The sequence below is a fragment of the Shewanella jiangmenensis genome, from assembly GCF_018596335.1.
In the GTDB taxonomy this organism is placed as follows: domain Bacteria; phylum Pseudomonadota; class Gammaproteobacteria; order Enterobacterales; family Shewanellaceae; genus Shewanella; species Shewanella jiangmenensis.
The window spans coordinates 1-25,004 of sequence record NZ_JAHEPS010000012.1; the positions used below are offsets into that span (position 1 = coordinate 1).

26 protein-coding genes are annotated in these 25,004 nt (G+C 56.6%); 16 read left to right on the forward strand and 10 right to left on the reverse strand.

Annotation, left to right across the window (positions count from 1 at the left end):
• The 3 genes from KJI95_RS18035 to KJI95_RS18045 all read left to right on the forward strand — a co-directional run.
• Positions 1 to 764: hypothetical protein (locus tag KJI95_RS18035; RefSeq protein ID WP_214508601.1), on the forward strand; the 764-nt coding region annotated here is incomplete at its 5' end.
• A gap of 57 nt (positions 765 to 821) precedes the next feature.
• Positions 822 to 1,835: a hypothetical protein gene (locus KJI95_RS18040; protein ID WP_250885946.1), complete on the forward strand. Its 1,014-nt coding sequence runs from the start codon at positions 822 to 824 to the stop codon at positions 1,833 to 1,835.
• Between the two features lie 57 nt (positions 1,836 to 1,892).
• On the forward strand, positions 1,893 to 2,909 hold the full coding sequence (locus KJI95_RS18045) for a hypothetical protein (RefSeq protein ID WP_250885947.1): 1,017 nt from the start codon (positions 1,893 to 1,895) through the stop codon (positions 2,907 to 2,909).
• Between the two features lie 116 nt (positions 2,910 to 3,025).
• Here the strand turns inward: KJI95_RS18045 and KJI95_RS18050 are convergent, their stop codons facing one another.
• From KJI95_RS18050 to KJI95_RS18080, 7 genes are all read right to left on the reverse strand, one after another.
• Entirely contained in the window at positions 3,026 to 3,937 is a 912-nt protein-coding gene (locus tag KJI95_RS18050) for a cation diffusion facilitator family transporter (protein WP_214508602.1), read from the reverse strand.
• Positions 3,938 to 4,163: 226 nt separating this feature from the next.
• On the reverse strand, positions 4,164 to 7,364 hold the full coding sequence (locus KJI95_RS18055; RefSeq protein ID WP_214508603.1) for an efflux RND transporter permease subunit: 3,201 nt from the start codon (positions 7,362 to 7,364) through the stop codon (positions 4,164 to 4,166).
• Positions 7,365 to 7,377: 13 nt separating this feature from the next.
• On the reverse strand, positions 7,378 to 8,601 hold the full coding sequence (locus tag KJI95_RS18060) for an efflux RND transporter periplasmic adaptor subunit (protein WP_214508604.1): 1,224 nt from the start codon (positions 8,599 to 8,601) through the stop codon (positions 7,378 to 7,380).
• Between the two features lie 116 nt (positions 8,602 to 8,717).
• Positions 8,718 to 10,040 carry a TolC family protein gene (locus KJI95_RS18065; RefSeq protein WP_214508605.1) on the reverse strand — a complete coding sequence of 441 codons (1,323 nt, stop codon included), beginning with the start codon at positions 10,038 to 10,040 and terminating at the stop codon, positions 8,718 to 8,720.
• 269 nt (positions 10,041 to 10,309) lie between these two features.
• Positions 10,310 to 10,735 carry a hypothetical protein gene (locus KJI95_RS18070; RefSeq protein ID WP_214508606.1) on the reverse strand — a complete coding sequence of 142 codons (426 nt, stop codon included), beginning with the start codon at positions 10,733 to 10,735 and terminating at the stop codon, positions 10,310 to 10,312.
• Between the two features lie 73 nt (positions 10,736 to 10,808).
• A complete protein-coding gene (locus KJI95_RS18075) occupies positions 10,809 to 10,985 on the reverse strand; it encodes a DUF3012 domain-containing protein (RefSeq protein WP_214508607.1) in 177 nt (58 codons plus the stop codon).
• A 27-nt stretch (positions 10,986 to 11,012) separates the two neighbouring features.
• Positions 11,013 to 11,384, reverse strand: coding sequence for a SpoIIAA family protein (locus tag KJI95_RS18080; protein WP_214508608.1), 372 nt, complete (start codon positions 11,382 to 11,384; stop codon positions 11,013 to 11,015).
• A 90-nt stretch (positions 11,385 to 11,474) separates the two neighbouring features.
• Here KJI95_RS18080 and arfB point away from each other — a divergent pair, with 90 nt between their 5' ends.
• From arfB to KJI95_RS18105, 5 genes are all read left to right on the forward strand, one after another.
• Positions 11,475 to 11,888, forward strand: a complete 414-nt coding sequence (gene arfB, locus KJI95_RS18085) for an alternative ribosome rescue aminoacyl-tRNA hydrolase ArfB (protein ID WP_214508609.1) — start codon at positions 11,475 to 11,477, stop codon at positions 11,886 to 11,888.
• A 384-nt stretch (positions 11,889 to 12,272) separates the two neighbouring features.
• Positions 12,273 to 13,739, forward strand: a complete 1,467-nt coding sequence (gene gbpA, locus KJI95_RS18090; RefSeq protein ID WP_214508610.1) for an N-acetylglucosamine-binding protein GbpA — start codon at positions 12,273 to 12,275, stop codon at positions 13,737 to 13,739.
• A 168-nt stretch (positions 13,740 to 13,907) separates the two neighbouring features.
• Positions 13,908 to 14,363 carry a type II 3-dehydroquinate dehydratase gene (aroQ, locus tag KJI95_RS18095; protein ID WP_214508611.1) on the forward strand — a complete coding sequence of 152 codons (456 nt, stop codon included), beginning with the start codon at positions 13,908 to 13,910 and terminating at the stop codon, positions 14,361 to 14,363.
• Entirely contained in the window at positions 14,363 to 14,788 is a 426-nt protein-coding gene (accB, locus tag KJI95_RS18100; RefSeq protein ID WP_214508612.1) for an acetyl-CoA carboxylase biotin carboxyl carrier protein, read from the forward strand. The genes aroQ and accB overlap by 1 nt, the downstream gene beginning before the upstream one ends.
• Before the next feature lie 2 nt (positions 14,789 to 14,790).
• Positions 14,791 to 16,119 (forward strand): acetyl-CoA carboxylase biotin carboxylase subunit, encoded by a 1,329-nt coding sequence (locus KJI95_RS18105; protein WP_214508613.1) that lies wholly within the window; start codon positions 14,791 to 14,793, stop codon positions 16,117 to 16,119.
• A gap of 57 nt (positions 16,120 to 16,176) precedes the next feature.
• On the opposite strand, the gene KJI95_RS18110 is transcribed toward KJI95_RS18105, so the two are convergent.
• The 3 genes from KJI95_RS18110 to KJI95_RS18120 all read right to left on the reverse strand — a co-directional run bounded on the left by KJI95_RS18110 (position 16,177) and on the right by KJI95_RS18120 (position 18,175).
• Positions 16,177 to 17,232 carry an MJ1255/VC2487 family glycosyltransferase gene (locus KJI95_RS18110; protein WP_214508614.1) on the reverse strand — a complete coding sequence of 352 codons (1,056 nt, stop codon included), beginning with the start codon at positions 17,230 to 17,232 and terminating at the stop codon, positions 16,177 to 16,179.
• Between the two features lie 95 nt (positions 17,233 to 17,327).
• A complete protein-coding gene (locus tag KJI95_RS18115; RefSeq protein ID WP_214508615.1) occupies positions 17,328 to 17,831 on the reverse strand; it encodes a phosphatase PAP2 family protein in 504 nt (167 codons plus the stop codon).
• 95 nt (positions 17,832 to 17,926) lie between these two features.
• The gene (locus tag KJI95_RS18120; protein WP_214508616.1) at positions 17,927 to 18,175 is read right to left on the reverse strand and encodes a YgjV family protein; all 249 of its coding nucleotides are present in this window, start codon (positions 18,173 to 18,175) and stop codon (positions 17,927 to 17,929) included.
• A 335-nt stretch (positions 18,176 to 18,510) separates the two neighbouring features.
• Between KJI95_RS18120 and rraA the strand changes: the two genes are divergently transcribed.
• The 8 genes from rraA (at position 18,511) to tatC (ending at position 24,977) form a co-directional block, all read left to right on the forward strand.
• Positions 18,511 to 18,996: a ribonuclease E activity regulator RraA gene (gene rraA, locus KJI95_RS18125; protein WP_214508617.1), complete on the forward strand. Its 486-nt coding sequence runs from the start codon at positions 18,511 to 18,513 to the stop codon at positions 18,994 to 18,996.
• Positions 18,997 to 19,139: 143 nt separating this feature from the next.
• A complete protein-coding gene (locus tag KJI95_RS18130) occupies positions 19,140 to 20,177 on the forward strand; it encodes a formimidoylglutamase (protein WP_214508618.1) in 1,038 nt (345 codons plus the stop codon).
• Between the two features lie 263 nt (positions 20,178 to 20,440).
• On the forward strand, positions 20,441 to 21,196 hold the full coding sequence (gene ubiE / locus KJI95_RS18135) for a bifunctional demethylmenaquinone methyltransferase/2-methoxy-6-polyprenyl-1,4-benzoquinol methylase UbiE (RefSeq protein ID WP_214508619.1): 756 nt from the start codon (positions 20,441 to 20,443) through the stop codon (positions 21,194 to 21,196).
• On the forward strand, positions 21,196 to 21,813 hold the full coding sequence (locus tag KJI95_RS18140; protein ID WP_214508620.1) for a ubiquinone biosynthesis accessory factor UbiJ: 618 nt from the start codon (positions 21,196 to 21,198) through the stop codon (positions 21,811 to 21,813). Before ubiE ends, KJI95_RS18140 begins: the two co-directional genes overlap by 1 nt.
• Complete coding sequence (gene ubiB / locus KJI95_RS18145) at positions 21,810 to 23,459, forward strand: ubiquinone biosynthesis regulatory protein kinase UbiB (protein ID WP_214508621.1); 1,650 nt, start codon at positions 21,810 to 21,812, stop codon at positions 23,457 to 23,459. The genes KJI95_RS18140 and ubiB overlap by 4 nt, the downstream gene beginning before the upstream one ends.
• Before the next feature lie 60 nt (positions 23,460 to 23,519).
• On the forward strand, positions 23,520 to 23,813 hold the full coding sequence (tatA, locus tag KJI95_RS18150) for a Sec-independent protein translocase subunit TatA (protein ID WP_214508622.1): 294 nt from the start codon (positions 23,520 to 23,522) through the stop codon (positions 23,811 to 23,813).
• Positions 23,814 to 23,819: 6 nt separating this feature from the next.
• Entirely contained in the window at positions 23,820 to 24,221 is a 402-nt protein-coding gene (gene tatB / locus KJI95_RS18155) for a Sec-independent protein translocase protein TatB (protein ID WP_214508623.1), read from the forward strand.
• A 3-nt stretch (positions 24,222 to 24,224) separates the two neighbouring features.
• Positions 24,225 to 24,977 carry a twin-arginine translocase subunit TatC gene (gene tatC, locus KJI95_RS18160; RefSeq protein ID WP_214508624.1) on the forward strand — a complete coding sequence of 251 codons (753 nt, stop codon included), beginning with the start codon at positions 24,225 to 24,227 and terminating at the stop codon, positions 24,975 to 24,977.
• Positions 24,978 to 25,004 lie beyond the last annotated feature (27 nt).

Sequence of the window (25,004 nt, forward strand, 5' to 3'; positions counted from 1 at the left end):
ATATTGAAAAAGGTGTGTTGGCACCTGAGCCGCTACTGCGCTCCGCCGCTAATGGCTACTATCTTACCGCAGTTAAATATCATCGATTCTGTACATCTGTCCAGAAAACGGGCTCGGTAGTCAATACTTGGTGGTGGTCCACCATAACGGCTTTTAAGTTGGTACCCATGCTGTTGGCGGGGCTTAAATCCGAGGCTGATGAGCTCTATCATGCCAATGCCACCGCATGGCGAACTGGTTGGGTTATTCGCTCCCATAGTTTTATTGGCGATTTTTTGGTGCTGCTGTACGGGCGTTATTTAGGCGTGATTGAGCCCCCTTTTGCGGCCGAAATCCAAATAAACATGCGTAAAACCGCGCCCTTTCCTTACACGGCAATTTTGGATAACTGGGATAGCCCGGACACGGAGTTGGTTGCCACTATGCTGCAGACCCTGTGCGACCATCAGGTAGAGCAAGCCGTCTTAGGAGATAAGAAGTGTTATTTCGAGTTTAACGGCGGCATATACACTTATTTGCCTTTGGCCGCCTTATTGCTGATGAAACTGCGAGCGCTCCGGGGATTGGCCAATCCACAATTCAGCCATCCCGGTTTTGGCGATGTCAGCGCCTTATTTGAACAGGTGTCGACCGCATTCAGCGAATATGTTGGGTTACATCAGATCACCCGGATTGAGGATGCCGCCGACGAGGAGTTAAATAAGATCTTGGCAAGAATGTATTCTCAGGACTTTGATGCCCATGCCATCTTTGCCAATAAATGATAACCCGTCATCGCACTTTCACCTGCGTATTTCATCACCCGCAGCATGGAGGCATCAATGGATGCGCTGTTAAGCAAATTTCTCAATAAACGTAGCCGTAGCCGCAAAGACATGCGCAGCTATGCCAACTCCGTCGTTCCTAATAACCAGTTCCGGCTGACGGAGTACATCGAAACCGGGATAGCCAACATATTTGAAAGTATAAAGGAATACCGTGACTTTGATGAGGATTTCCGTCAATGGCAGTTATTAACGCCAGAGCTTGGCGTGCCAGAAGCTCATTGGGGTTATATCGCCCAGCTAACCTATATTGAAAATGGTGCGTTGGCACCTGAGCCGCTACTGCGCTCCGCCGCTAATGGCTACTATCTTACCGCAGTTCAATATCATCGATTCTGTACATCTGTCCAGAAAACGGGCTCGGTAGTCAATACTTGGTGGTGGTCTACCGAAGCAGCGTTTAAGTTGGTACCCATGCTGTTGGCGGGGCTTAAATCCGAGGCTGATGAGCTCTATCATGCCAATGCCACCGCATGGCGAACTACTTGGGTTATTCGCTCCAAAAGTTTTATTGGCGATTTTTTGGTGCTGCTGTACGGGCGTTATTTAGGCGTGATTGAGCCCCCTTTTGCGGCCGAAATCCAAATAAACATGCGTAAAACCGCCCCCTTTCCTTACACGGCAATTCTGGATAACTGGCATAGCCCGGACACGGAGTTGGTTGCCACTATGCTGCAGACCCTATGCGACCATCAGGTAGAGCAAGCCGTCTTAGGAGATAAGAAGTGTTATTTCGAGTTTAACGGCGGCATATACACTTATTTACCTTTAACCGCCTTATTGCTGATGAAACTGCGAGCGCTCCGGGGATTGGCCAATCCACAATTCAGCCATCCCGGTTTTGGCGATGTCAGCGCCTTATTTGAACAGGTGTCGAGCGCATTCAGCGAATATGTTGGGTTACATCAGATCACCCGGATTGAGGATGCCGCTGACGAGGAGTTAAATAAGATCTTGGCAAGAATGTATTCTCAGGACTTTGATGCACATGCCATCTTTGCCAATAAATGATAACCCGTCATCGCACTTTCACCTGCGTATTTCATCACCCGCAGCATGGAGGCATCAATGGATGCGCTGTTAAGCAAATTTCAGAATAAACGTAGCCGTAGCCGCAAAGACATGCGCAGCTATGCCAACTCCGTATTCACTCGTTGCCAGTTAGAGCGGACCGAGTACATCGATACCGGGATAGCTGAAGCTTTTGAACGTATAAAGAAATACCGCGACTTTGATGAGGATTTCCGTCAATGGCAGTTATTAACGTCAGAGCTTGGCGTGCCAGAAGGTCATTGGGGTTATATCGCCCAGCTTACCTATATTGAAAAAGGTGTGTTGGCACCTGAGCCGCTACTGCGCTCCGCCGCTAATGGCTACTATCTTACCGCAGTTGAATATCATCGATTTTGTACATCTGTCCAGAAAACGGGCTCGGTAGTCAATACTTGGTGGTGGTCCACCATAACGGCGTTTAAGTTGGTACCCATGCTGTTGGCGGGGCTTAAATCCGAGGCTGATGAGCTCTATCATGCCAATGCCACCGCATGGCGAACTACTTGGGTTAATCGCTCCCATAGTTTTATTGGCGATTTTTTGGTACTGCTGTACGGGCGTTATTTAGGCGTGATTGAGCCTCCTTTTGCGGCCGAAATCCAAATAAACATGCGTAAGACCGCGCCCTTTCCTTACACGGCAATTTTGGATAACTGGGATAGCCCGGACACGGAGTTGGTTGCCACTATGCTGCAGACCCTATGCGACCATCAGGTAGAGCAAGCCGTCTTAGGAGGTAAGAAGTGTTATTTCGAGTTTAACGGCGGCATATACACTTATTTACCTTTAACCGCCTTATTGCTGATGAAACTGCGAGCGCTCCGGGGATTGGCCAATCCACAATTCAGCCATCCCGGTTTTGGCGATGTCAGCGCCTTATTTGAACAGGTGTCGACCGCATTCAGCGAATATGTTGGGTTACATCAGATCACCCGGATTGAGGATGCCGCCGACGAGGAGTTAAATAAGATCTTGGCAAGAATGTATTCTCAGGACTTTGATGCCCATGCCATCTTTGCTCTTAACATTTGACGAGTAACCGGTAACATCGCCGGCAAGCCGCTGACGCCACATCATCTGGCGCGAGACTAAGTAAGGTGCGAACAGGCACCAAGCTTAGTCTCTGACAAGACCCGTTCAAACGCTCCTTAATGCAAACAACCGGCGCTGGTTGCGCTGAGTACCGCCGCATCGGCTGCGCCTTTTGGGGCATGAGAAAGCTCGAGCAGCAGTCGCGCGCGGGGCACCAGGGTTTGGATGAGCTGGCGCAGGCGCGCTTGTTCGCCATCGCTTACCTTGGTCACGCTTAAGCTTATCCCAAGCTGCACATCCTTATCGGTCAGCTGCCAGGCGGTTAAACTGTTGACCTGCGCCACGGCGGTATCGCTTTGCAGTGCTGCCCGCAGCAGCGCTAAATCAAGCTCCGCTGGCGCCGCCTGCATTAATACCCGGCAGGCCTGACACAGCAAAAGCACCCCGTGGTACATCACATAGGCCGAGATAATTGCCGTCACGATAAGGTCGGCAATATACCAGTCAAACAGCATGATAAAGACGCCGGCGATAATCACCGCCACCGAGGCCATGGCGTCCGACACATTGTGGATAAAGGCCGCGCGCAGGTTCATGCTGTCTTTGGCACCGGCCTTGAGGGTCAAAAGCGCGGTGACGATGTCGATAACAAGGGCTATGCCAGCGACCACAAAAATAATGAAGCCGTCTACCGGGGTGGGATTTTGATAGCGCTGCCAGGCCTCAAACAGCAGGTACAGACCCACAAGGATAAGCGTCAAACTGTTAAAGGCAGTGGCGAGGATTTCGGCCCGGCCATAGCCGAATGAATAGCTGTCGTTGGCCGGTTTTCGGCCAAGTTTTCTCGCTATCAGCGCCACCAGAATGGCACCCGCGTCACTTAAATTGTGCAGCGCATCGGCCACCAGCGATAAGCTGCCCGCCAGCAGGCCGCCGATGATCTGTGCCACTGTCAGCAGCACATTGATAAATATAGCGATATACAGATTCCTGTCGCTACCGCCTGTATGATCATGGGTGTGACCCATACCCACCTCCTGAAACTCGTTTAATAAAGATACCTCAGGGTGAAAAAGGAAGGAGCATCCCGCTCCCATGCACCAAACTCAGCTTTGCACTCTGCTACGCCGCAGCAAGGGAAAAATGGGCAAAACCCCTGCTGCAACATACAAAGCAAGCGGTGCCAACCGGGGCTTGCGGGTTAGGCGAGCGCAAGCCCCGGGCCATCCATGGCGAGTTTTCAGCAACTTGCTATCAGTTAGGCTCCTCCAGCTCGCGCTCGTCCCGCTTATACAGCGCCATGTACAGGGTCGGCAGCACCAGCAATGTGAGGGCCGTCGAGCTGAACAGGCCGCCGATAATCACCACCGCCAGCGGCTTTTGAATTTCGCTGCCCACACCACTTGAGAGCAAAATCGGAATAAGCCCCAGCGCCGAGGTCAGTGCCGTCATCAGCACCGGACGCAGACGCGCGGCCGTACCCTCATACACCGCCTGATACAGGGCTTCGCCGCCAGCGCGGCGCTGATTGATAGAATCCACCAGCACCACGCCATTGAGCACGGCTACGCCAAACAGAGTGATAAAGCCGATGGAGCTGGGTACCGACAAATAAGTGCCGCTGACATAGAGCGCCACCACGCCGCCAATCAGCGCCAGTGGCACGTTGGCCATGATGAGCCCCACTTGCTTGAGCGCGCCGAAGGAGAAATACAGCAAGAGCGCAATCAAACCGATGGACACAGGCACCACCAGCATCAGCTTGGCCTGGGCCCGCTGCTGGTTTTCGTACTGGCCGCCAACACTCACGGTATAACCCGGCGGCAGCTGGGCCTCGGGCACTAAAGCGTAGATGTCTTTCACCACCGAGCCCATATCGCGGCCAGAGACGTTGGCCTGCACCACCACCCGGCGCTGCACATCATCGCGGCGAATGTTGGGCGGCGCCAATTCCACCACCACCTCGGCAACTTCACCCAGGCGTACCCGCGCGCCGTTGGCACCAACCAAGAGGAAGTCGGCAATGGCATCGGCGCTGGCGCGGGTATCGGCCTTGAGGCGCACATTGATGTCGTAGCGGGCGTTGCCGTCAATCACCTGCCCGGCGGCGCTGCCGCCAATGCCGGTGCTGACAAGGTTCATCACCTCATCCACGCTGATGCCGTAGCGCGCCAGACGGGCACGGTCGGGGCGCACCACCAGCTGCGCCTCGCCGCTCACCTGCTCAAGCGACACATCCACGGCGCCGGGCACTTTTGACACCAGATCCGAAAGCGTCTGACCTTTTTCGGCCAGTACATCCAAGTCCGGGCCAAACAGCTTAATGGCAAGCTGAGCTTTTACGCCGGATAACAGCTCATCCACCCGGGTGGCAATGGGCTGAGAGAAGGTAAACAGCAAGCCCGGGAATACCGCCAGCTTTTCTTCCATCAGCCGCTGCAGCTCGGCGCGGCTTCCAGCCGACTGCCACTCTTCAATCGGCTTAAGGCCGATGTAGATTTCGATGTTGCTTACTGGCTCAGGATCGCCGCCAAGCTCAGGGGCACCGATGCGCGACAGGGCATATTCCACCTCGGGGAATTCCAGCAGCATGGCCTCAAGCTTGGGCGCCACCATCAGTGAGGTTTCCAGGCTTGCGGTGGGCGCCAGAGTTACCCGCAGGTTGATGGTGCCTTCTTCAAGCTCGGGCACAAACTCGGTGCCAAGCCTGGGCAGCAGCGCCATGCTGAGACCAAACAGCAGCAGCGCTGTGCCCCCCACGGCCTTGGGCCGCGCCATCACAGCGCCCAGCACGCGGCGGTAGCCCTTATCGATTGGCGTAAGCAGCGGGCTTTGGCGCAGATGCACGCCACGGCGAAACAGGTACACCGCCAGCGCGGGCACCACCACCAGCGCCACCAGCAGCGCCGACAGCATGGCCAGAATGATGCTGATAGCCATTGGCTGGAACAGCTTGCCTTCGACCCCTTCGAGGGCAAACAGCGGCGCAAACACCACGATAATGATGAGGGTCGCGAAGAAAATCGGGCTGCACACCTCCCGCGCCGCCTGCAAAATCCGCATGGCAATGCCGCCATAGCCGCCTTCGCGGTGGGCATCTTCTTCACTAAGGCCCGGGTCAGTCGGCTGGCCATCATCAATCCGGCCTTCGGGCTGGGTGAGGTGGCGGAAAATGTTTTCCACCATTACCACAGAGCCATCCACCAGCATGCCGATGGCAACGGCAAGGCCACCAAGGGACATGAGGTTGGCCGACATGCTGAAATAAGACATCACCATCAGCGCCAGCGCTATCGAAACCGGAATCGACAAGAGCACCAGCGCAGTGGCGCGCACATTCACCAAAAACAGCGCCAGCACAGCCACAATAAACACAAAGGCCAGCAGGAGCGCATCGCGCACCGTGGTCACCGCCTTGGTCACCAGATCCGACTGATCGTAGAACACCTCAAAGGTCACCCCATCCGGCAGCGCCTGCTGAATAAGCGCGGTGCGGCTGTTGATGTCATCTATGGTCGCCTTGGTGTTGGCGCCCATGCGTTTGAGGATAACCCCGGCCACCACTTCGCCCAGCGGTGCAGGGCTACCGGCTTCATCGCGACGGGTCATGGTCACGGCGCCGACACGGATTTCACTGCCAAAGGCAACCTGGGCCACATCCATAACACGCACCGGCGTGCCCTGCCATTCGGCAAGGGGAATTTGCGCGATGGCATCGAGCCCCGCTTCACCGGCGGGGAGCAAACCATAACCGCGCACCACCAGCTGCTCCTGCCCTTTGGCCATAAACCAGCCGCCGGCGTTGCGGTTGTTGCCTTCAAGCGCCGTGGTCACATCATCCAGCTTGAGGCCGTAGGAGAGCAGCTTGGCCGGGTCGACCTGCACCTGATACTGGCGCACCTCGCCACCAAAGGAGAGCACATCGGTTACGCCGCCAACCGGCATCATGATGAGCTTAACCAGATAGTCGTTAAGGCTGCGAAGCTCGTCCGGCGCTATGCCCGAGTCGGGTGCGGCGCGCAGAATGTACTGATACACCTGCCCAAGGCCAGAGGTATTGGGGCCGATTTCCGGCACGCCCACGCCGTCGGGGATCATCTCTTTCGCAGCCTGCAACTGCTCAAACACCTGCTGGCGGGCGAAGTAGATGTCGGTACCTTCTTCAAACACCACGGTCACGATAGAAAGCCCGGTGCGCGACAAAGAGCGCACCTCGGTTACCGAAGGCAGCGCGTACATGGCCGACTCCACCGGATAGCTGATAAGCTTCTCCACTTCTTCGGCGGCAAGCCCTTCAGCGGCGGTATTCACCTGCACCTGCACGTTGGTTACATCGGGAAAAGCATCCAAATCCAGCTTGGGCAACATCACGGCCGCAGCCGCCATGGCGCCTATCAGAAACAGCAGCACTATCAGGCGGCTTCGCACCGCCTGCTCAATCAATTTTTGTAGCATGGCAGCGTCCTCATCAGTGGTTGTGGATGTCGAATCCGGACTTTGCCAGTTCGGATGCGAGGAAGAAGGCGCCGGACATCACTACGTTCTGGCCGGGGTTGATGCCTTTGACGAGGTTAAGCCCACGGGCACGGGCCTCGATTTCCACTTCCACCGCCTCGAAGCCATCGGCGTCTTCCACAAACACCTGCCAGTCACCATCAGCTGAGCGGCTCAGGGCCGAATCCGGCAGCACTATTCCAGTTGAGTCAGTGCTGCCTGAACCTGCAGCGGCGCCCCGCTGCGGTAAATACAGCTCAGCAAACTCACCGGCATGCACCTCATGGCCGGGATTTGCCATCGACAGCAGTACCTTTTCGGTGCGGGTGATGGAGTTAAGCTCATGGGAGCGGCCAATCACCTTTGCCTTGAGCCACTTACCGGACACACTGAGGCGCGCTTCACCGTCCATGGCAAGCCCGCGTGACTGCTGCGGCGTAAGCTCGGCTTCGACCCACAGGAAAGACTCGTCGGTTAACTGCATCAGCGGCGAGCCCGCCGCCAGCACCTGACCACGACTGGCCACATCCTGCTGCACCCGGCCACTTATCGGCGCGAGCAGCTTAAAACTGCCGATGCTCTCAGGTGCCGCGCCCAGCGCCTTAATCTGCGCTTCGGTCATCTTGATGGACTCGAGAATCGCGCGTTTTAACTCAAAATCGACGCGGGTTTGCTGCTTTTGCGACTGACTGACCGCGCCATCGCTCATGCGGCTGATGCGGCTCCACTCGTTGGCGGCATTGATATAATCGGCCTGCGCCTGCGCTATGGCTGCGCCGCCCAAGGTGAGTAAGGGCTCACCTTGCTTTACCTCTTGGCCGGGCACCACATGGCGCTCAAGCACCCGCACTTCAAGCTGAGGCGCGAGGGTAATAGTGCGGTCGCGGTCCACCACCAGGCTGGCGGTGGCCACGGCGCTTAGGTCAAAACCTGTGGTCTGTATGGTCTCAACCCGAATACCGGCAAGCTCGCGCTGGGTTTGACTGAGCTTGAGCGCCTTGTCATCGTCGTGGCCGGCCTCAGTTTCAGTGACCGCGTTTTCACTGGTCTCCTTTTTTCTGGCATCCGTTTCGCTGGGCCCCTGTTCATGGTCATGGCCATCGCCCGCCCAGGCAGCTTGGGAGATGGGCAACACAAAGGCCAGCGCAGCCGCAAACGCCAGCGCTGACAAAGAGGATTTTGGGGTGATTGCAGACATAGCGCGTGCTCCGCTGACAAATAGGGTTTGGCTGAGTTTTTTGCTCAATGCTTGGCTGATTTTTTTGCTTAAGGCTTGGCTGAGAGCTTTGCTATCGAGTGCTCTTAATGGCTGAGTCATGGCGTGGTTACCTCAACACTTGCTCCGCTCGGCATCAGGCTCGCGAGCAAACCGCTCTGCCCCACCCAATCGAGCCAGTTTTGATAGAGCCGGGCTTCAAGCTCAGTGCCGGCGATAAAGCTCTGCGCGAGCTGACGTTTGCCCTGCAAAAAATCCGAGGTGCTGATTTCGCCCGCCTGCCACTGACTGGCAAGGGACGAGCCCAGGGTTGAAGCCGAGCCCTTTACCCGCATCTGCCACGACTGCCAGCTTTGCGCCAATTTCGGCTGGGCATACTGATACTGGCGCCAGGCCTGAGTCAGTGCCCGCTCACTCGCCAGATACTGCTGCTCAGCGCCTATGCCGGCTTCCGTGGCGGCCGCGATGGCATCGCTGTAGTTGTTGCGCACCTTAAGCGGAATGCTGAGATTGAGCCCAAGCTTGTTGTCTGAGCCTTCTTTCTCGGCCCCCAGCGTCAGGGTGGGATCGGCGCTGGTGCTGGCGCGCAGCTTGTCGGCGCCAAGGCGCGACAGCTGCACATCCTGATAGTTGCGCTCAAGTGCCGGCAACCGGGAAATGGCCGCCTCGTCGATGTCGACCGGGCTTTGGGCAAGGAGCTCGGCCATATCGACCCTTGGCAGCTCCAGAGTGCCAAAGAGAGTAAGCAGCCGGGTATCGGCCTCGATGGCGGCCTGGGTCGCGAGGGACACAGCCGCCTCAAGCGCGGCCAAGTCCAGCTCAATCAGCGACAGCTCACCACCACTGATAAGCCCAGCGCGCTTGCGCTCGGTCGCGAGCCTAAGCTGGGCTCTGGCAAGCTCGCGCTGCTCGGTTTGAAACCCAAGCACGGCCGCAGTTTGCTGCTGCGCCACCATGGCGCTTAACGCCTCGGCCCATAGGGCGCTTTGGCTAAGTTCAAGCTCGGCCTCAGCACGGCGTAACATCAGCAGCGCCTCGTTTTGCGCCGCCTGTTTTTTATCACCCCAATCAAAGGTTTGACTGACAGAAAGGTTGTAGCTGTCGGTATCGGCATTTTGATAGCCAAGGCCAAGCTCGGGGTTATACACCGCATTGCCGGCGGCCTTGAGATTAAGCTCTGCCGCCCGCACATTGGCGCGGGCAGCGCTGAGGGCTGGCAGCGCTTCTATCTGGCGGGCAAGCTGCGACAAGGCCGCTGTATTGTTGGTCGCTGTTTTATAGGCGGCTGAGCTGTTGGCCGCTTTAGTGCTGGCGGCGAGGTTATTGGTCGCGCTGTTGGCAACGGCTGCCTGCGCGGGCGGCATCAAGGTCATGCAGCCAAGCGTGGCCAGCACAGCAGCCGTGAGTAACGTCTGTTTCATGCAAAGTCCTGAACTAATAAAGCAAAAGTCGGTTAAGCACGCAGGGCGCTTAACGGCTTGTTACAGGGCGAAGCCAAGATTGGGATGAGAAGAGTGTTGCATCAGCGCCTTAAGCTCTGGCACACCGAAGCCAACAGCACAGGCACAGTGCGCGGCTTACGCGTTACGCAGCAGCAATCACGCCGCAAAGCGCGTGTATACAACTCATCAAAAGACCAGTCATCACAAAACTAGTTAACACAATCCAGGATTACGCCCTGAAGCAGAGTTCAGGCGATGGGAGGGCGATAGGCAGGGTTGCCCACCACAGACAGATAGTCGGCATACTTGCCGCCATTGATGCTGTTGAAGGGTAAATAGTCGGGGAGAATGATGGCCGCAATCAGGCTCGGGTGGCCGCCATGACAATGGCAATCGAGGCACAAATCGAGCTGTTTGAGCTCAGTCTTTTCCACCTTGTCGTGCTGATGCGCATCGCTCGCCACCAATTCGGGCGGGCAGGTGCATTCGATACATTCGGCCAGGGTGGTCACTTCAGCCAAAAACGTCAGATGACTGTGATTGCGCTCTTCCTCACCGGCATTGCCGCTGTGCAACTGGTGCGCGCCCAGGTTGGCACCTGCAAATTGCAGTACCACCACGGTCAGCAGCATCAGGCTCAGTCTGTGCAGTGTGCGTAGGGAAAAACGAATCAATTCAATCCTCGACGATTGGGCTTAGTAAAAGGTATGACCGGAAAACCCGGGTTGAGTTCCCCGGTCAGACACATTATTTGAATACGCAGTGCTTGGCGTAGTCGGCCGCTTCGTTAGCGGACCAGTCGCCCTTGGGCTTGTCTTCCATCTTCTTGCACCAGGCTTCGCTGCCCACTTCAGGGGCACAGGCGGCAAGACCTGCAACCAGAGTCACGGCGGCGGCCAGCTTGGCCAGAGTCAATTTAGTCATATTCGCGCTTCCTTGTATCAGATTAATTTACGCCTTTACCGACGAGCGCTTTACGATCCACTCGATGGCTTTTGCCTTGTCCTGCAAGGGGAACCAGGCCACCTCGCCCCGGATAAAGGGGCCCAGCAAACGGATGGCATTACCCACCCAATCCGGGCCACCGACAAACACCAGGGCATCAAACGCAGGTAACTGTACCTCACCGGCACCGGACAGGGAAGCACGCTCCCAGCCCTCGAGCAACACGTCGGCCTCGATGTAAAGGCAAACCTGGCCCCAATCCTCACGGTAACGCTTGATAGCCGGCTGCAAATGGGCGCGATAATCCTGGGCGGTAATGCGGCCGCTGGCAAAAAGACTGATCACACCCTTAGCAATCTCGGGGATCTGGCATAACATAGAGGTTCTCCCTGGGACAGGCTCGGCCATTTGCCGAGGCTGTGGATGATAACAAATTCTTTCTGCAGGCAATAAGCCAAAAATCTGGCCATGATCACAATCTCACAGCGAGTCCATATTCCGGACCAGGAAATCGAATGGCAGTTTATCCGCTCAAGCGGCGCCGGCGGCCAGAACGTCAATAAGGTCTCGACCTGTGCCCAGCTGATTTTCGATATTCAGGCGTCGTCACTGCCGGATTTTTACAAAGAAAAACTGCTGCAAAAGCGCGATCACCGCATCACCCAGAGCGGTAAAATCATCATCAAATGCCAGGAAAGCCGCAGCCAGGAAGCCAACCGCGATACGGCGCTGGCGCAGTTTATCGCGCTGGTGCAATCGGTCAATGTGGTGCAGAAAAAGCGGATTGCCACCAAGGCTACCCGCGCCAGCCAGCAGCGCCGGGTCGATGGCAAAAAGCAGCGCGGTGCCACTAAATCCATGCGCGGCAAAGTCAGTATCTAAGCACTGCGACTTTAGCGCTATCACTTCCGCACTGCCGCTCCCCCCTGTAGCCACACTCAGTGACTGCCACCTCCCCACCCGCTCGCATACTCGCTAGGCACAATTATTCCGTACACCAACCCTTTAATTAACCTTAAAACGAGAACAATAACTCAATCAAACCTGAGTTGTTACTCAACAAGATAACCGCACATCAAATGGTAAAAATAGCATTAGAACAATAACTAACCACTGAGAAGTCGGAGTTGTCACGTTCCACTCGCCAAACCTATTCGCCATTGCTAGAGTGTCGCTATTGTCGCCTCCTGAGAACAATAGGCGTCAAAAACAGGTCATTCAACGGAATATTGACGACCAATACCGACAGCAACGGAGAATAATAAAATGTCCAAAAAAATACTGAGCCTGGTGGCAGTGACTGTCGCTGCCGCTGCGGCTCTGCCAAGTCAGCAGGTTATGGCCCACGGCTATATCAGCAAACCTGAATCCCGTGGCCTTTTGTGCCGCATGGGCGAAAACAGCCAGTGCGGCGCGGTAAACTACGAGCCGCAAAGCCTTGAAGGCCCGGATCGCTACCCGGAATCCGGCGTTGCCGACGGACAGCTCGCCAGCGCAGGCCACGGCGCGTTCTCAGCCCTCAACGCCCAGAGCATCAACCGCTGGGCCAAGCGTCATATCAAGTCCGGCGCCAATGAATTCACCTGGACCTTTACCGCCAACCACGTGACCCGCGACTGGCGCTATTTCATTACCAAGAAAGACTGGGATCCAAACCAGCCACTGACCCGCGCCCAGTTTGAACCGGCGCCATTTTGTGAATACAGCGGCAATAACCGCCAGCCACCCCGTACCCTGACTCACCTGTGTAACGTGCCGTCCGATCGCGCCGGCTACCACGTTGTGATGGGCGTGTGGGACGTGGGCGATACCCCCATGAGCTTCTACAACATGGTGGATCTGATGATTGATAACGGCAATGCCGGCAGCATCAGCTGGCAGGATGTAGGCGACATCTATGAGGGCCGCACCCTCAACGTGGGTGACAAGGTCAGTACTGTCGTATTTACCGGCAGTGGTGAGCAGCCATCGTTGCGCACTGAAATCCTTATTCAAACCGAGGCCGATGGTGCCCCTGCCCGCTGGCCGCAGCTGCTGGCAGAAGAAGTAAACCGCACCCAGAGCTGGCTTAAGGCCGGTGTGATGGGGCCAGACAACCGCATCATCCCAATTGCCGGTAAAAATGACGTGTTTGCCCAGAGCGGCTCTGGTATCAACCGGGTTGAGATCCGTGTAACCGAGGCGCCGCCACCAGCGCCGGAAGTGAATGTCAGCGGCATTGCAGGCGAGTACCTGATTGGTGACGATGGCGTGCTGTTTTCAGCCACAGTAGACACAGACACCCCGGTTACAGCCACCGTCAGCCTCAACAAGGGCTACAACACGGTTGCCAAGCAAAGCTACGAGGTGAATGACTACGGCTTCCTGCTGGAGCTGCCGGTGACCAACGCCAGCGCTGGCCACTATATGCTGGTATTTGATTTTGTTGCCAAAAATGGCGGACAAACCCAGAAAGTGTTCCACCTGAATCTGGTCAGCCCTCCAGGTGAAGGCCCAGAGCCAGGCACAGGGCCCGGCGAAGGCGGCAGCGCAGATGCCGAATTCAGCTTCCCGAGCGGTCTGGGTCAGTACAAGGCTGGCACCCTGGTATTCCAGCCTAAAAACAACAAGCTGTACCGCTGCAAACCCTGGCCATACAACGGCTACTGCGTGCAGTGGTCCCCTGGCTCCAACCAGTACGAGCCCGGCATCGGCCTTTACTGGCAAATGGCCTGGGATGAAGTGGTACGTTAATCACCGCTGCCCCGCATAACCAACGCCCCCGCCTGTCGGGGGCTTTTTTGTGCCCAAGCCCAGCCCATCCTTGAGCCAACTTCAAATAATTTGCATTGAAACTGCCGCCAACTTTGGCGATATTGAAGCCAATCTGTTGTTATCGTGCTTATTCGAAAAGGATTGTTCATGTCTGCCAGTCACTCTTCTCCCAAAATCCTGCTGCTTAACGGCCCCAACCTGAATCTGCTTGGCAGGCGTGAGCCCGGACTTTACGGCAGCCAGACACTGGCACAGATAGTAGAAGCTCTCGCGGCCCGTGCCGCCGAGCTTGGCCTGGGGTTTGAGCATCTGCAATCCAACGCCGAGCATGTGCTGATTGACGCCATTCATCAGACCGACGCCGATTTTGTCATCATCAACCCCGCCGCCTTTACCCACACCAGCGTGGCACTGCGCGATGCGCTTTTGGGGGTAAACCTGCCCTTTATCGAAGTGCACCTGTCCAACATCCATGCCCGAGAGCCATTCCGCCACCATTCGTATTTTTCCGATAAAGCGGTGGGGGTGATCCTGGGTCTTGGCCCCAAAGGCTACCAATTGGCACTGGAAGCGGCCGCCGAGCGGCTTAAGGGGAGCAACTGATGGCGGTCGACCTGCGCAAAATCAAAAAACTCATTGAGCTGGTACAGGAATCCGGCATCAATGAGCTTGAAATCAAAGACGGCGAAGAGAGCATCCGCATCATACGCCACGGCAATATCACAGCCCAGGTGCCGCTTGCAGGCTCCGGCGACTATGAGGGCGCAGCGCCGGAGCAATCCGGTGGCCACCGTATCCTGTCGCCCATGGTAGGCACTTTTTACCGCGCCCCCAGTCCCGAAGCCCGCCCCTTTGTGGAAGTGGGCACAGAGGTCGCCATCGGCGATACCCTGGCGGTCATCGAAGCCATGAAGATGATGAACCAGATTGCCGCCGACAAGGCCGGCGTGGTGCGGGCGATATTGGTGGAAAACGCCGCTGCGGTTGAGTTTGACCAGCCGCTCTTTATTATCGACGACGCTGAGTGACTATGGCGCTATTCAAGCGGGTACTGATTGCCAACCGCGGCGAAATCGCGGTGCGGATTATCCGCAGCTGCCACCTGCTCGGTCTTGAGACAGTGGCGGTCTACTCCAGCGCCGACAAGGGCGCGCTCCATACCCGTCTGGCCACCCGCGCTATTTGCATCGGTCCGGCAGCAGCCAAAGACAGTTACCTCAATATCAACGCCATCCTCGAAGCCGCCAAGTTAAGCGGCGCCGACGCCATACATCCGGGATACGGTTTTTTGGCGGAGCGGGCCGACTTTGCCCGCGCCGTCACAGCCCAGGGCATAGTGTTTTTAGGCCCGGATGCGGGCACCATAGCCACCATGGGCGATAAAATCAGTGCCATCAAGGCGATGAAGGCGGCGGGGATTCCGACCCTGCCGGGCTCAGATGGTCCCCTGGGTCACGACATGCAGGCAAATCGGGCGCTGGCCTCGCGCATCGGCTTTCCGGTCATTATCAAAGCCAGTGCCGGCGGTGGTGGCCGCGGTATGCGCCGGGTCGACAGCGCTGATGCACTTGCTGATGCCATCGCCCTGACCCGCGCCGAAGCCCTGGCCGCCTTTGGCGACGACAGCCTGTATCTTGAAAAATTCCTCACCCAGCCCCGCCATATCGAGTTTCAAATCATCGCCAGCGGCGCCGAGGCAATCTGTCTGGGCGAGCGCGACTGCTCAGCCCAACGCCGCCATCAAAAACTGATTGAAGAGGCGCCGGCACCCGGCATAGTCAAAAACCTGCTTGCCGCCATGGCTGCGCGCTGCGAGGCTGCTGCCAAAGGCCTCGGTTATCAGGGCCTGGGCACCTTTGAGTTTTTGTATCAGGACGGCGAGTTCTACTTTATTGAAATGAACACCCGCATTCAGGTGGAGCACACGGTCACCGAGATGGTGTGTGGACTGGATTTGGTGCTTGAGCAGCTTAAGGTCGCCCTCGGCGAGCCGCTGCCGGCAAGGCCCTTGGTGCGCGGCCATGCGATTGAGTGCCGCATTAACGCCGAAAATCCGCAGACGTCGCTGCCAAGCCCGGGACTAGTAACCGGCCTGCAGCTGCCGGGCGGCGCAGGGGTGCGCTTTGATACCGCGCTCTTTGCCGGCGCTGTGGTACCGCCCTGCTACGATTCGCTGGTCGGCAAACTGGTGTGCCACGGCCACGACCGGGAGGATGCCATCGCCCGCCTGCGTCAGGCGCTCGGTGAGCTTGAGATCACAGGGATCCACACCAATCAGGCGCTGCACCTTAAACTGCTGGCATGCGAGCAGTTTTCACCCTGGCAGCGGGATATACATTTCGCCGCCAAGCTTTTATAGCCTCAAAGCTTTTATAACCGCCGAGCCCTGACCAACGCTTTGCCACTTTTTAGACGCTCAGCGCCAGGTGTCCGGCAGGGCAACCTGCTGCCACAAATCGCGACTGAGCCCCAAGGCAGCCGCCTCTTTATTGCGCTGCCACTCACCTGCGCCAAGCCACTGCACCAGCGCATCCCCCACGCTCGGGTAGCGCACCGGCGCCGGATTGGCACTCTTAAGCCAGCCTTTCAGCACCTCAGGGCTTAAGCGCATCATGCTGTGGGCCGCCCCCAAAAGCTGCAGTGCTGCCACGTTCGATAGCTGCTCAAACTGGCCAAGCAGCGGTTTTACCAGCAATTTTTTTCCAAGGCACAGGGCCTCGCTCGCAAGTTCAAAACCGGCGTTGGCCACCACGCCACCGGCACCGGCAAGATGGCGGCGAAACCCCTCGCGGCAAAACCCATGCCAGAGAATATGCGAAGGTAAACCCGCAGGCGCGGCGCTGGCGTGGTACACCAAAAACCGAAACTTATCGAAGGGTGATAGCAGCGATACTATGTCGCTTGCCGACTCAAACGGCAGATACACCAGAATATCGTGACCGTGCTCTTCGCTCACTTCCGCCACATCCACAAAGGGTGGCAGCAGCGGGAAACCGAAATGATGCCAATGGCAGCCAAGGGCGAGGTCAACCGGCGCGAAGTATTCCAGCAGCCGCTCGTTGAACCAGGTGTTGCCGACCTTGGGCACATCAAAGCGCAGCGCCGCCTGATGACTGATGCCAATGCATGGCACCCCCTGCCTGCGCGCAGCCCAGGCACTGACGGGTTCAAAGTCGTTCAGTACCAGGTCATAACCGGACAAATCCAGCTCGCGGATTTCCTGCCACCAGTGCGGCGGAAGGTTTTGCGTGAGCGTCCGCCATGGGCGAATGCGACCGGCGGCGCTGGCAAAGGTCAGCCCCCGCGCCAGACGATATTCGCCAAAGGCCTGCATATCAAAAAAGCCTGCGGCCGGTCTGCCACTGAAAAAGAAATCAACCTGATGGGTGCTGTGCTCAAAGGCTCGCGCCATCACCCGCGCCCGGCTTAAGTGGCCATTCCCTGTGCCCTGTACCCCGTACAGAATTTTCATATAGCTCCATATCGAGTGCGAAAGTTAGCGAGCGCGGCGGCCAAAGGCCCTGTTCAAACCGTTATTTGATTCAACAACTTCAAACCATCAGCTAATTAGCTGACCAGGGCAACACAAGTGCCGCCAAGGGCCGCCCCTGCGACTATGTCGGCGGGGTAATGCACGCCCAGTGCGACCCGCGACAGGCCAATCAGGCTTGCCCATGCCAAGGCAGGCCACCACAGCGGCGGATAACACTCAGCGATGGCAAAACACATCACAAACGCGGCCGCCGTGTGGCCCGATGGCAGGCTGAAACGATCCGATGGCTCAAACTGCGCCTGAACAAGCACGCCGCTGTGGCAAGGGCGAATGCGGCGGATGCTGTTTTTCAGCAGCAAATACAGGGGCAATTCCAATAAAAAGGCGCAAAGGCACAGGCGAAACAAGCGTTCACCGTCGCTGTCAACCAGCATCAGGGTGCAGCAAAGGTATAGATAGAGAGGACCATCGCCGGAGGCGGAAATGAGCAGAGCGGGTCGTTGCAGGCGCCGCGTGCGGGCAAGCCTGGCAATAACGAGGAAACCCCGTTGATCGAGTGCTGTGAGGCGGTTGAGCATGCCATCTCCCAAGTTCCAACCCGGATAAATGGCAGATTAGCTAAGACGCATGACGGGCAAGTGACACCTGCCCGACACTTTTATGACAAGTAAACTCAGGCAGTTACAGGGCTTTGAGTCTTGGCACGGTAGATTTTGAACAGATGGTAAATGTTGATACAGGCAACGAAAGCGTTCATGCCTGCCACCGGCCAGGCCGTGATGGCAACACCGTAGACCACAAACAGGCTGCAGCCGATGAAGTTCAACCATCTCAGCCAGATAATATCTTTCATCATCAGAGAGATAGCGACCATCACCGAGGCCATGTAGCCGACGATTTCTGTCATGTTCAGAGCTTCCATAAAGGCACCTCGAAAAAGGCCCTCTGCCTTCCATGAGCTTAATGGGGGGTCCGTGCCCCTAAAGCGGATTGTTAATTGAAACTGGAATGGGACTGGGGACAATGCTAACAAAATCGCCCACAGTCTTGTAATAAAAAACCGTCATATGATGACAGAAGTCAAAATTTTGCGCCATAAAGTTTAGTGATGATGAAATTAAACTACAGTTCTGATGGCGGTGGCAGGGGGACCAATACCGTGATTGATAACACTTTTCTTTTCAAGATTCCCTTATATACTGGCCTAAGTTCAGTGTTGAACAGCCTGCCTGACGTAAGGCGAAACAGGAGATGACTATGGAATACAACACCTCAGAATTATGCGACATGTATCTGGACGTCGTGGATGTGGTTGAACCCATGTTCAGTAATTACGGCGGTGTTAGCTCTTTTGGCGGAACCATCAGCACCATCAAGTGTTTCGAAGACAACGGTATTATTGCAGACGTGCTGGCAGAAGACGGTGAAGGACGGGTGCTGCTTATCGACGGCGGCGGCTCGCTGCGCCGGGCATTGATTGATGCCACCATCGCCGAAATCGGCGTTAACAGCGGCTGGGAAGGCATTATCGTGTACGGCAGCGTGCGCGATGTAGACGCACTTGAAGAGCTGGATATCGGCATTCAGGCCATGGCCTCTATCCCGGTGGGCGCGGACAACCACGGCATCGGCGAAGTCGACGTGCCGGTGAACTTCGGCGGCGTATCCTTCCTGCCCGGTGACCATGTGTACGCCGACAGCACCGGAATTATCCTGTCACCTGAGCCGCTGGACATAGAATAAGCGCGCTAGGGCGCACCCAATCAAGGTCGGCGCAGCCGGCCTTTTTTTATGCCGTTTCGGCTACACACAACCCCATTTTGCCGTTGCCTTTTCGCCGCCCTTTGCCACAATAAGCGCAATTATTCCCAGTCGGCGTGACTCCCATGCAACATCTCATTCCCTATACCCGCGACCAGCTGAACACCATTCTTGGCCAGCGCCCCGGCGAAACCCGCCTTGGCCACCACCTGCTGCTGAGCGAAGCCCAAAACCTCAGTGATACCCTGCAACTGGCCAAAGACAAGGGCGCCCGCTTTGTGCTGCTTGGCGCCGGTGAAGACGCCGGCCCTCGGGCAAACCTTGGCCGTGGCGGCGCTACCAATGCCTTTGAAGCCTGCATGAAATGGCTGGTGAATCTGCAGTCCAACCGCTTTTACCGTGGCGACGATTTACTGGTGCTCGGGCAGCTCGATTTTCACGACTTACTGCCGGGCGACGGCGCGGCGCTCGACGAACTGCGTCAGGCGGTGGCCAGCATGGATGAGCGGGTCACAGCAGTAGCCAGCGCCATCATGGATGCCGGCCTCGAGCCCATAGTTATCGGCGGCGGCCACAACAACGCCTTTGGCCTGCTGATGGCGGTCAAACAGGCGTTCCATCGCCCTGCAGCAGCGGTAAACCTTGACCCTCATTCAGATTTTCGCCTGCGCGAAGGTCGCCACAGCGGCAATGGTTTCAGCTACGCCGCCGCCAGCGGCGCGCTCGACTTTTACCATGTGCTCGGCCTGCATGAACTCAAAAACAGCGAAGCCAACCTCGAGCAGCTCGAGGCCTTCGGTGGCAGCTGGCACACCTTGCAGCAAATCTGGGTGCGCGGCGAAATAAGCCTCGATGACGCGCTAAGGCAGATAAGCAAGGCGCTGAAAGCCACCGATCTGCCGGTGGCGCTGGAGCTGGATGTTGACGCCATTGCCAATATGCCATCGAGCGCCATGACCGCCGCCGGCGTGCCACTGATGGACGCCGCCCGTTACATCAGCCACATGGCCAAACACTGCGACTGCGCTTATCTGCATCTGGCCGAGGCCGCGCCGGTTTGCCACGACGCAGGCATCGATGCCGGCATGCGCGAAACCGGCCAGAGCCTGACGGAGCTGGTGTACGCCTACATTCGTGGCCGCAGGCTCGCCAGCGGCGGCTGAATCTGTGTGATGCAGCAGGCGGCCGCTCGTGATAAGAGCGCTGCCCGCTCGCTATTCACTGGCTATTCATTAAATTCGCATATTGTGCTCTAATGCGCAGTCACTGCGCTTTTGCCAAAATCCTACCGGGCTCACACGGCTGAGATCCCGTCAGGTGCAGGATAGGCACTGGATCACAAAGCTGATTGCTCACGGATTCAGCAAGGCCTGCCCTTTGGCATACACTCGCGTTTAACAGTTTGGGAAACAACAGGAAAGAACAGATGTCCGACGGCGCATCCAACAGCACCCACTTTGGTTACAAGACAGTCGATGCCGATAAAAAGGCTGACCTGGTTGCCGGCGTATTTCACTCGGTAGCCGCCAAGTACGACATTATGAACGATGTGATGTCCTTCGGCATTCATCGCCTGTGGAAACGCTTCACCATTGAAACCGCGGGCGCCCGTCCCGGCATGAAAGTGCTGGATCTGGCTGGTGGCACCGGCGATTTGACCGCCAAGTTCTCCCGTCTGGTCGGTGAGCGCGGACAGGTAGTTCTGGCCGACATCAACGACTCCATGCTCAAGGTTGGCCGCGCCAAACTGCGGGATCTGGGCATAGTCGGCAATGTCAGTTACGTGCAGGCCAACGCCGAGGCGCTGCCGTTTCCCGATAACCATTTCGATATCATCACCATCGCCTTTGGTCTGCGTAACGTGACCGACAAAGACGCGGCGCTGCGCTCCATGCAGCGGGTACTCAAGCCGGGCGGCAAGCTGCTGGTGCTGGAGTTTTCCAAGCCGCAGCACGAAGTGATGCGTAAGCTTTACGACCTGTACAGCTTTAAGATCCTGCCAAAAATGGGCCAGGTCATCGCCCAGGATGCCGACAGCTACGAGTATCTGGCCGAATCCATCCGCATGCACCCGGATCAGGACACCCTCAAGGGCATGATGCAGAACGCCGGCCTTGAGCAGGTGGACTATATCAACATGACCGACGGTGTAGTGGCACTGCATCGGGGTTACAAGTTCTGATGCTGGCCCGGGAACTGGCCCTCATCCTGTGTGGCGCCGTGGAACTGGGCTTTGAAAAACTGCTGGCCCACACCGGCGCCAGCCCCCGTCAGTACGGCCTGAATGGCAAATCCATTGCCATTCAGCTGTCTGAGCTGTCTTTCCCGCTTTATCTGTTTTTTGACGACAGCGTCACCGTGCTTGGCCAATACGACGGCAAGACCGATGTGCGCGTCAAGGCCTCGGTATTTGCCCTGCGCGCCCTCAGCGAAGGCGAAAGCTTAAGCAGCCTGGTCAAGGCCGGCAGCCTCGATATTGAAGGCGACCTTGATGTGCTGCAGGGTTTCAGCCGTCTGCTCAAAGAGCAGCAGCTTGACCTTGGCGAGCCGCTGGCACGCTATATAGGCGATGGTCCGGCGCATAAGCTGCAGGCCGGTGGTCGCAGGTTAGGCTCTGAGCTTAAACGCATTGGCGACAAGACCTTAAGTCACCTCGCCCAGCTTGGCACCGAGGAATATCGCCTCACCCCGCACAAAATCGAATTTATTCATCTTAAGGACAACATCGAAGCCCTTGCCAAGGCCACCGATGCCATTGAGAACAAAATCAACCAATTAAGGGATCGCCTTACACCATGACCCTCGCCAGCCTCCGCCGTGGATATCAGGTCGTCCGGACCTTGCTTCACTATGGCCTGGATGACGTACTGCCCCCATCACTGACTCCCTGGTATGTTCGCGCTGCGCGCATGAGCCTGTTCTGGGTTCGCAACAAGCACAAAGATAAATGCGGCGGCGAACGGCTTAAACTGGCGATGCAGGAACTGGGGCCTGTGTACATTAAGTTTGGCCAGATGCTGTCGACCCGCCGCGATCTGTTAAGCGACGAGTGGGCCGAAGAGCTGGCTATGCTGCAGGACCGGGTACCGCCCTTTGATGCCGCGCTGGCGCGCAGCGCCATCGAAGCCGAGCTTGGCGCCCCCATCGACAGCCTGTTTGACGATTTTGACGACACGCCGCTGGCGTCGGCTTCGATTTCGCAGGTGCATACCGCCACCCTCAAATCCAACGGTAAGGCCGTGGTGCTCAAGGTGCTGCGCCCCAATGTGGAAGAAAAAGTCCATGCCGACCTTGAGCTGATGCTGCAGGTGGCAACCTGGGTCGACCGCCTGCTTGGCAGCGGCAACCGGCTGCGGCCGGTGGAAGTGGTCGAAGACTACCAGAACACCATTCTTGGCGAGCTTAACCTTAAGCTTGAAGCACTGAACGCCATCAAGCTTAAGGCCAATTTTGAAGGCTCGGATGCGCTCTACATTCCCTATGTGTATGAATCCCTTTGCCATCCACGCCTGATGGTGATGGAGCGGATTGAAGGCATTCCGGTGTCGGATATCGAGGCGCTCAATGCCCAGGGCACTAACTTAAAGCTTTTGGCCGAGCGCGGGGTAGAGCTGTTTTTCACTCAGGTGTTCCGCGACAACTTTTTCCATGCCGACATGCATCCCGGCAACATTTTTATCAGCCGCGAGCATCCGGAAAACCCTTACTACATAGGCCTTGATTGCGGCATCATGGGCAGCCTCAATGAAGAGGACAAGCGCTATCTGGCTGAGAACTTCCTCGCCTTTTTCAATCGCGATTACCACCGTATCGCTCAGCTGTACGTGGAGTCCGGCTGGGTGTCGTCCAACACCGATATTCTGGCGTTTGAGCAGGCGGTGAAGCTGGTGTGCGAGCCGATGTTCAATAAGCCGCTGAATGAAATCTCCTTTGGCCATGTGCTGCTTGAGCTGTTCCGGACCGCCAGACGCTTCGATATCGTGGTGCAGCCGCAGCTGGTGCTGCTGGAAAAGACGCTGCTTTATATCGAAGGCCTTGGCCGCCAGCTCTATCCTCAGCTGGATTTATGGCAAACCGCCAAGCCATTTTTGGAGCGTTGGATGGCCGAGCAGGTCGGTCCAAAAGCAATGTTCAAAAAAGTGCAAACAAACTTGCCCTTCTGGTCTGATAAACTGCCGGAGTTTCCTGAGCTTATCTACGACAATCTCAAGCTGGGCCGCAAACTACTCGGCACTCAGCAACAGATGCTCGACCGGTACCTCAAATATCAACAAAAGGCACACAAGAGCAATTTCCTGCTCATCAGCTCTGCTGTTTTGTTGATCTGTGGCACTATTTTGTTTGCTCAAACGGATACACTGTGGCTCGCCGCGGCCTGTCTCGGTGCGGGCGCCATTGTTTGGTTGGCCGGATGGAGATCCAGGCCAAAGAATCGCAAATTTTAGCTAGCACTAAATAATCTCAGGTTCATAATAGAACGACTTCATTTTTGAGAGGAATCCTTCATGGGTGGTATCAGTATTTGGCAATTGCTCATCATCGCACTTATCGTGATTTTGCTGTTTGGCACCAAGAAACTGCGTTCACTGGGTGGCGACCTTGGCGGTGCCATCAAGGGCTTTAAAAACGCCATGTCAGATGAAGACAAAAAGGCGCTGGAAAACAATGCCCAAGCCCAGGCTCAACCTACCGAGCAAGCGGCTGTACAATCTCAGGCTGCACCTCAGCAAACTGCAGCGCAAACCGCTCAGCCTGCTGCTGACAAAAAACCAGAAGCCGAAAAGAAAGAACAGGCGTAATTCCTTATGTTTGACGGTATCGGCTTTATGGAGCTGCTCCTCATCGCCATTATAGGTTTGGTGGTGCTTGGGCCGGAGCGTTTACCTGTGGCAGTGCGGACTGTGTCCGGCTGGATCCGTGCCATGAAGCGGATGGCCAACTCGGTCAAAGACGAGCTGGAGCAGGAGCTTAAGATTGAGCAGTTACATGCCGATCTGAAAAAGGCCGAGAGCAAGGGGCTGTCTAACCTGTCGCCCGAGCTGCAAGAGTCCATCGACCAGCTCAAACAGGCCGCACAGGAAGTAAACCGTCCCTATCAGGTCAGCGAGCCAGAGCAGGCCAAGCCTGACACCGCCGCTCCTGCGCCGGTCGCAGCCGCTGTAGAATCAACCAAGGCCGGCGGCGACACGCCCAAAGCCAACGGATAATTCATGTCGTCACATCAACAACCCCTGATAAGCCATCTGTTAGAGCTGCGCACCATACTGCTCAAATGTATCGCCGGTGTGCTGCTGGTGTTTGTTGGCCTGGTGTACTGGGCCAACGACATTTACCACTTCATGGCCATCCCCTTGATGAGCGTGCTGCCCGAAAGCGCCAGCATGATCGCCACCGACGTGGCCGCGCCCTTCTTTGCACCCTTTAAGCTGACGTTAGTGCTGTCGTTTTTTGTGGCCGTGCCCTATGTGCTGTTCCAGATCTGGTCCTTTGTGGCGCCGGGGCTGTACAAGCATGAAAAACGTCTGGTGGTGCCGCTGCTTATCAGCAGTACCTTACTGTTTTATCTCGGTATTGCCTTCGCGTACTTTGTGGTGTTTCCGGTGGTGTTTGGCTTTTTCACCAGCGTTGCGCCAGAAGGGGTGACAGTCGCGACCGACATCAGCAGTTACCTTGATTTTATCCTCAAGCTGTTCTTTGCCTTTGGCTTGTCGTTTGAAATTCCGGTGGCCGTCGTGCTGCTGTGCTGGGCCGGTGTCACCACGGTTGAAGACCTCAAGGCCAAACGGCCCTACATCATAGTGGGCGCCTTTATCATTGGCATGCTGCTAACTCCGCCCGATGTGATTTCCCAGACCATGCTGGCGGTTCCAATGCTGCTGCTGTTCGAAGGTGGATTGCTTGCGGCGCGCTTTTACAGTAAAAAGAGCGAAGACGAACAAGAAGAGCAAACCCACGCCGAATAAGCGACGGTAACGCCTTTGCCACTTGTC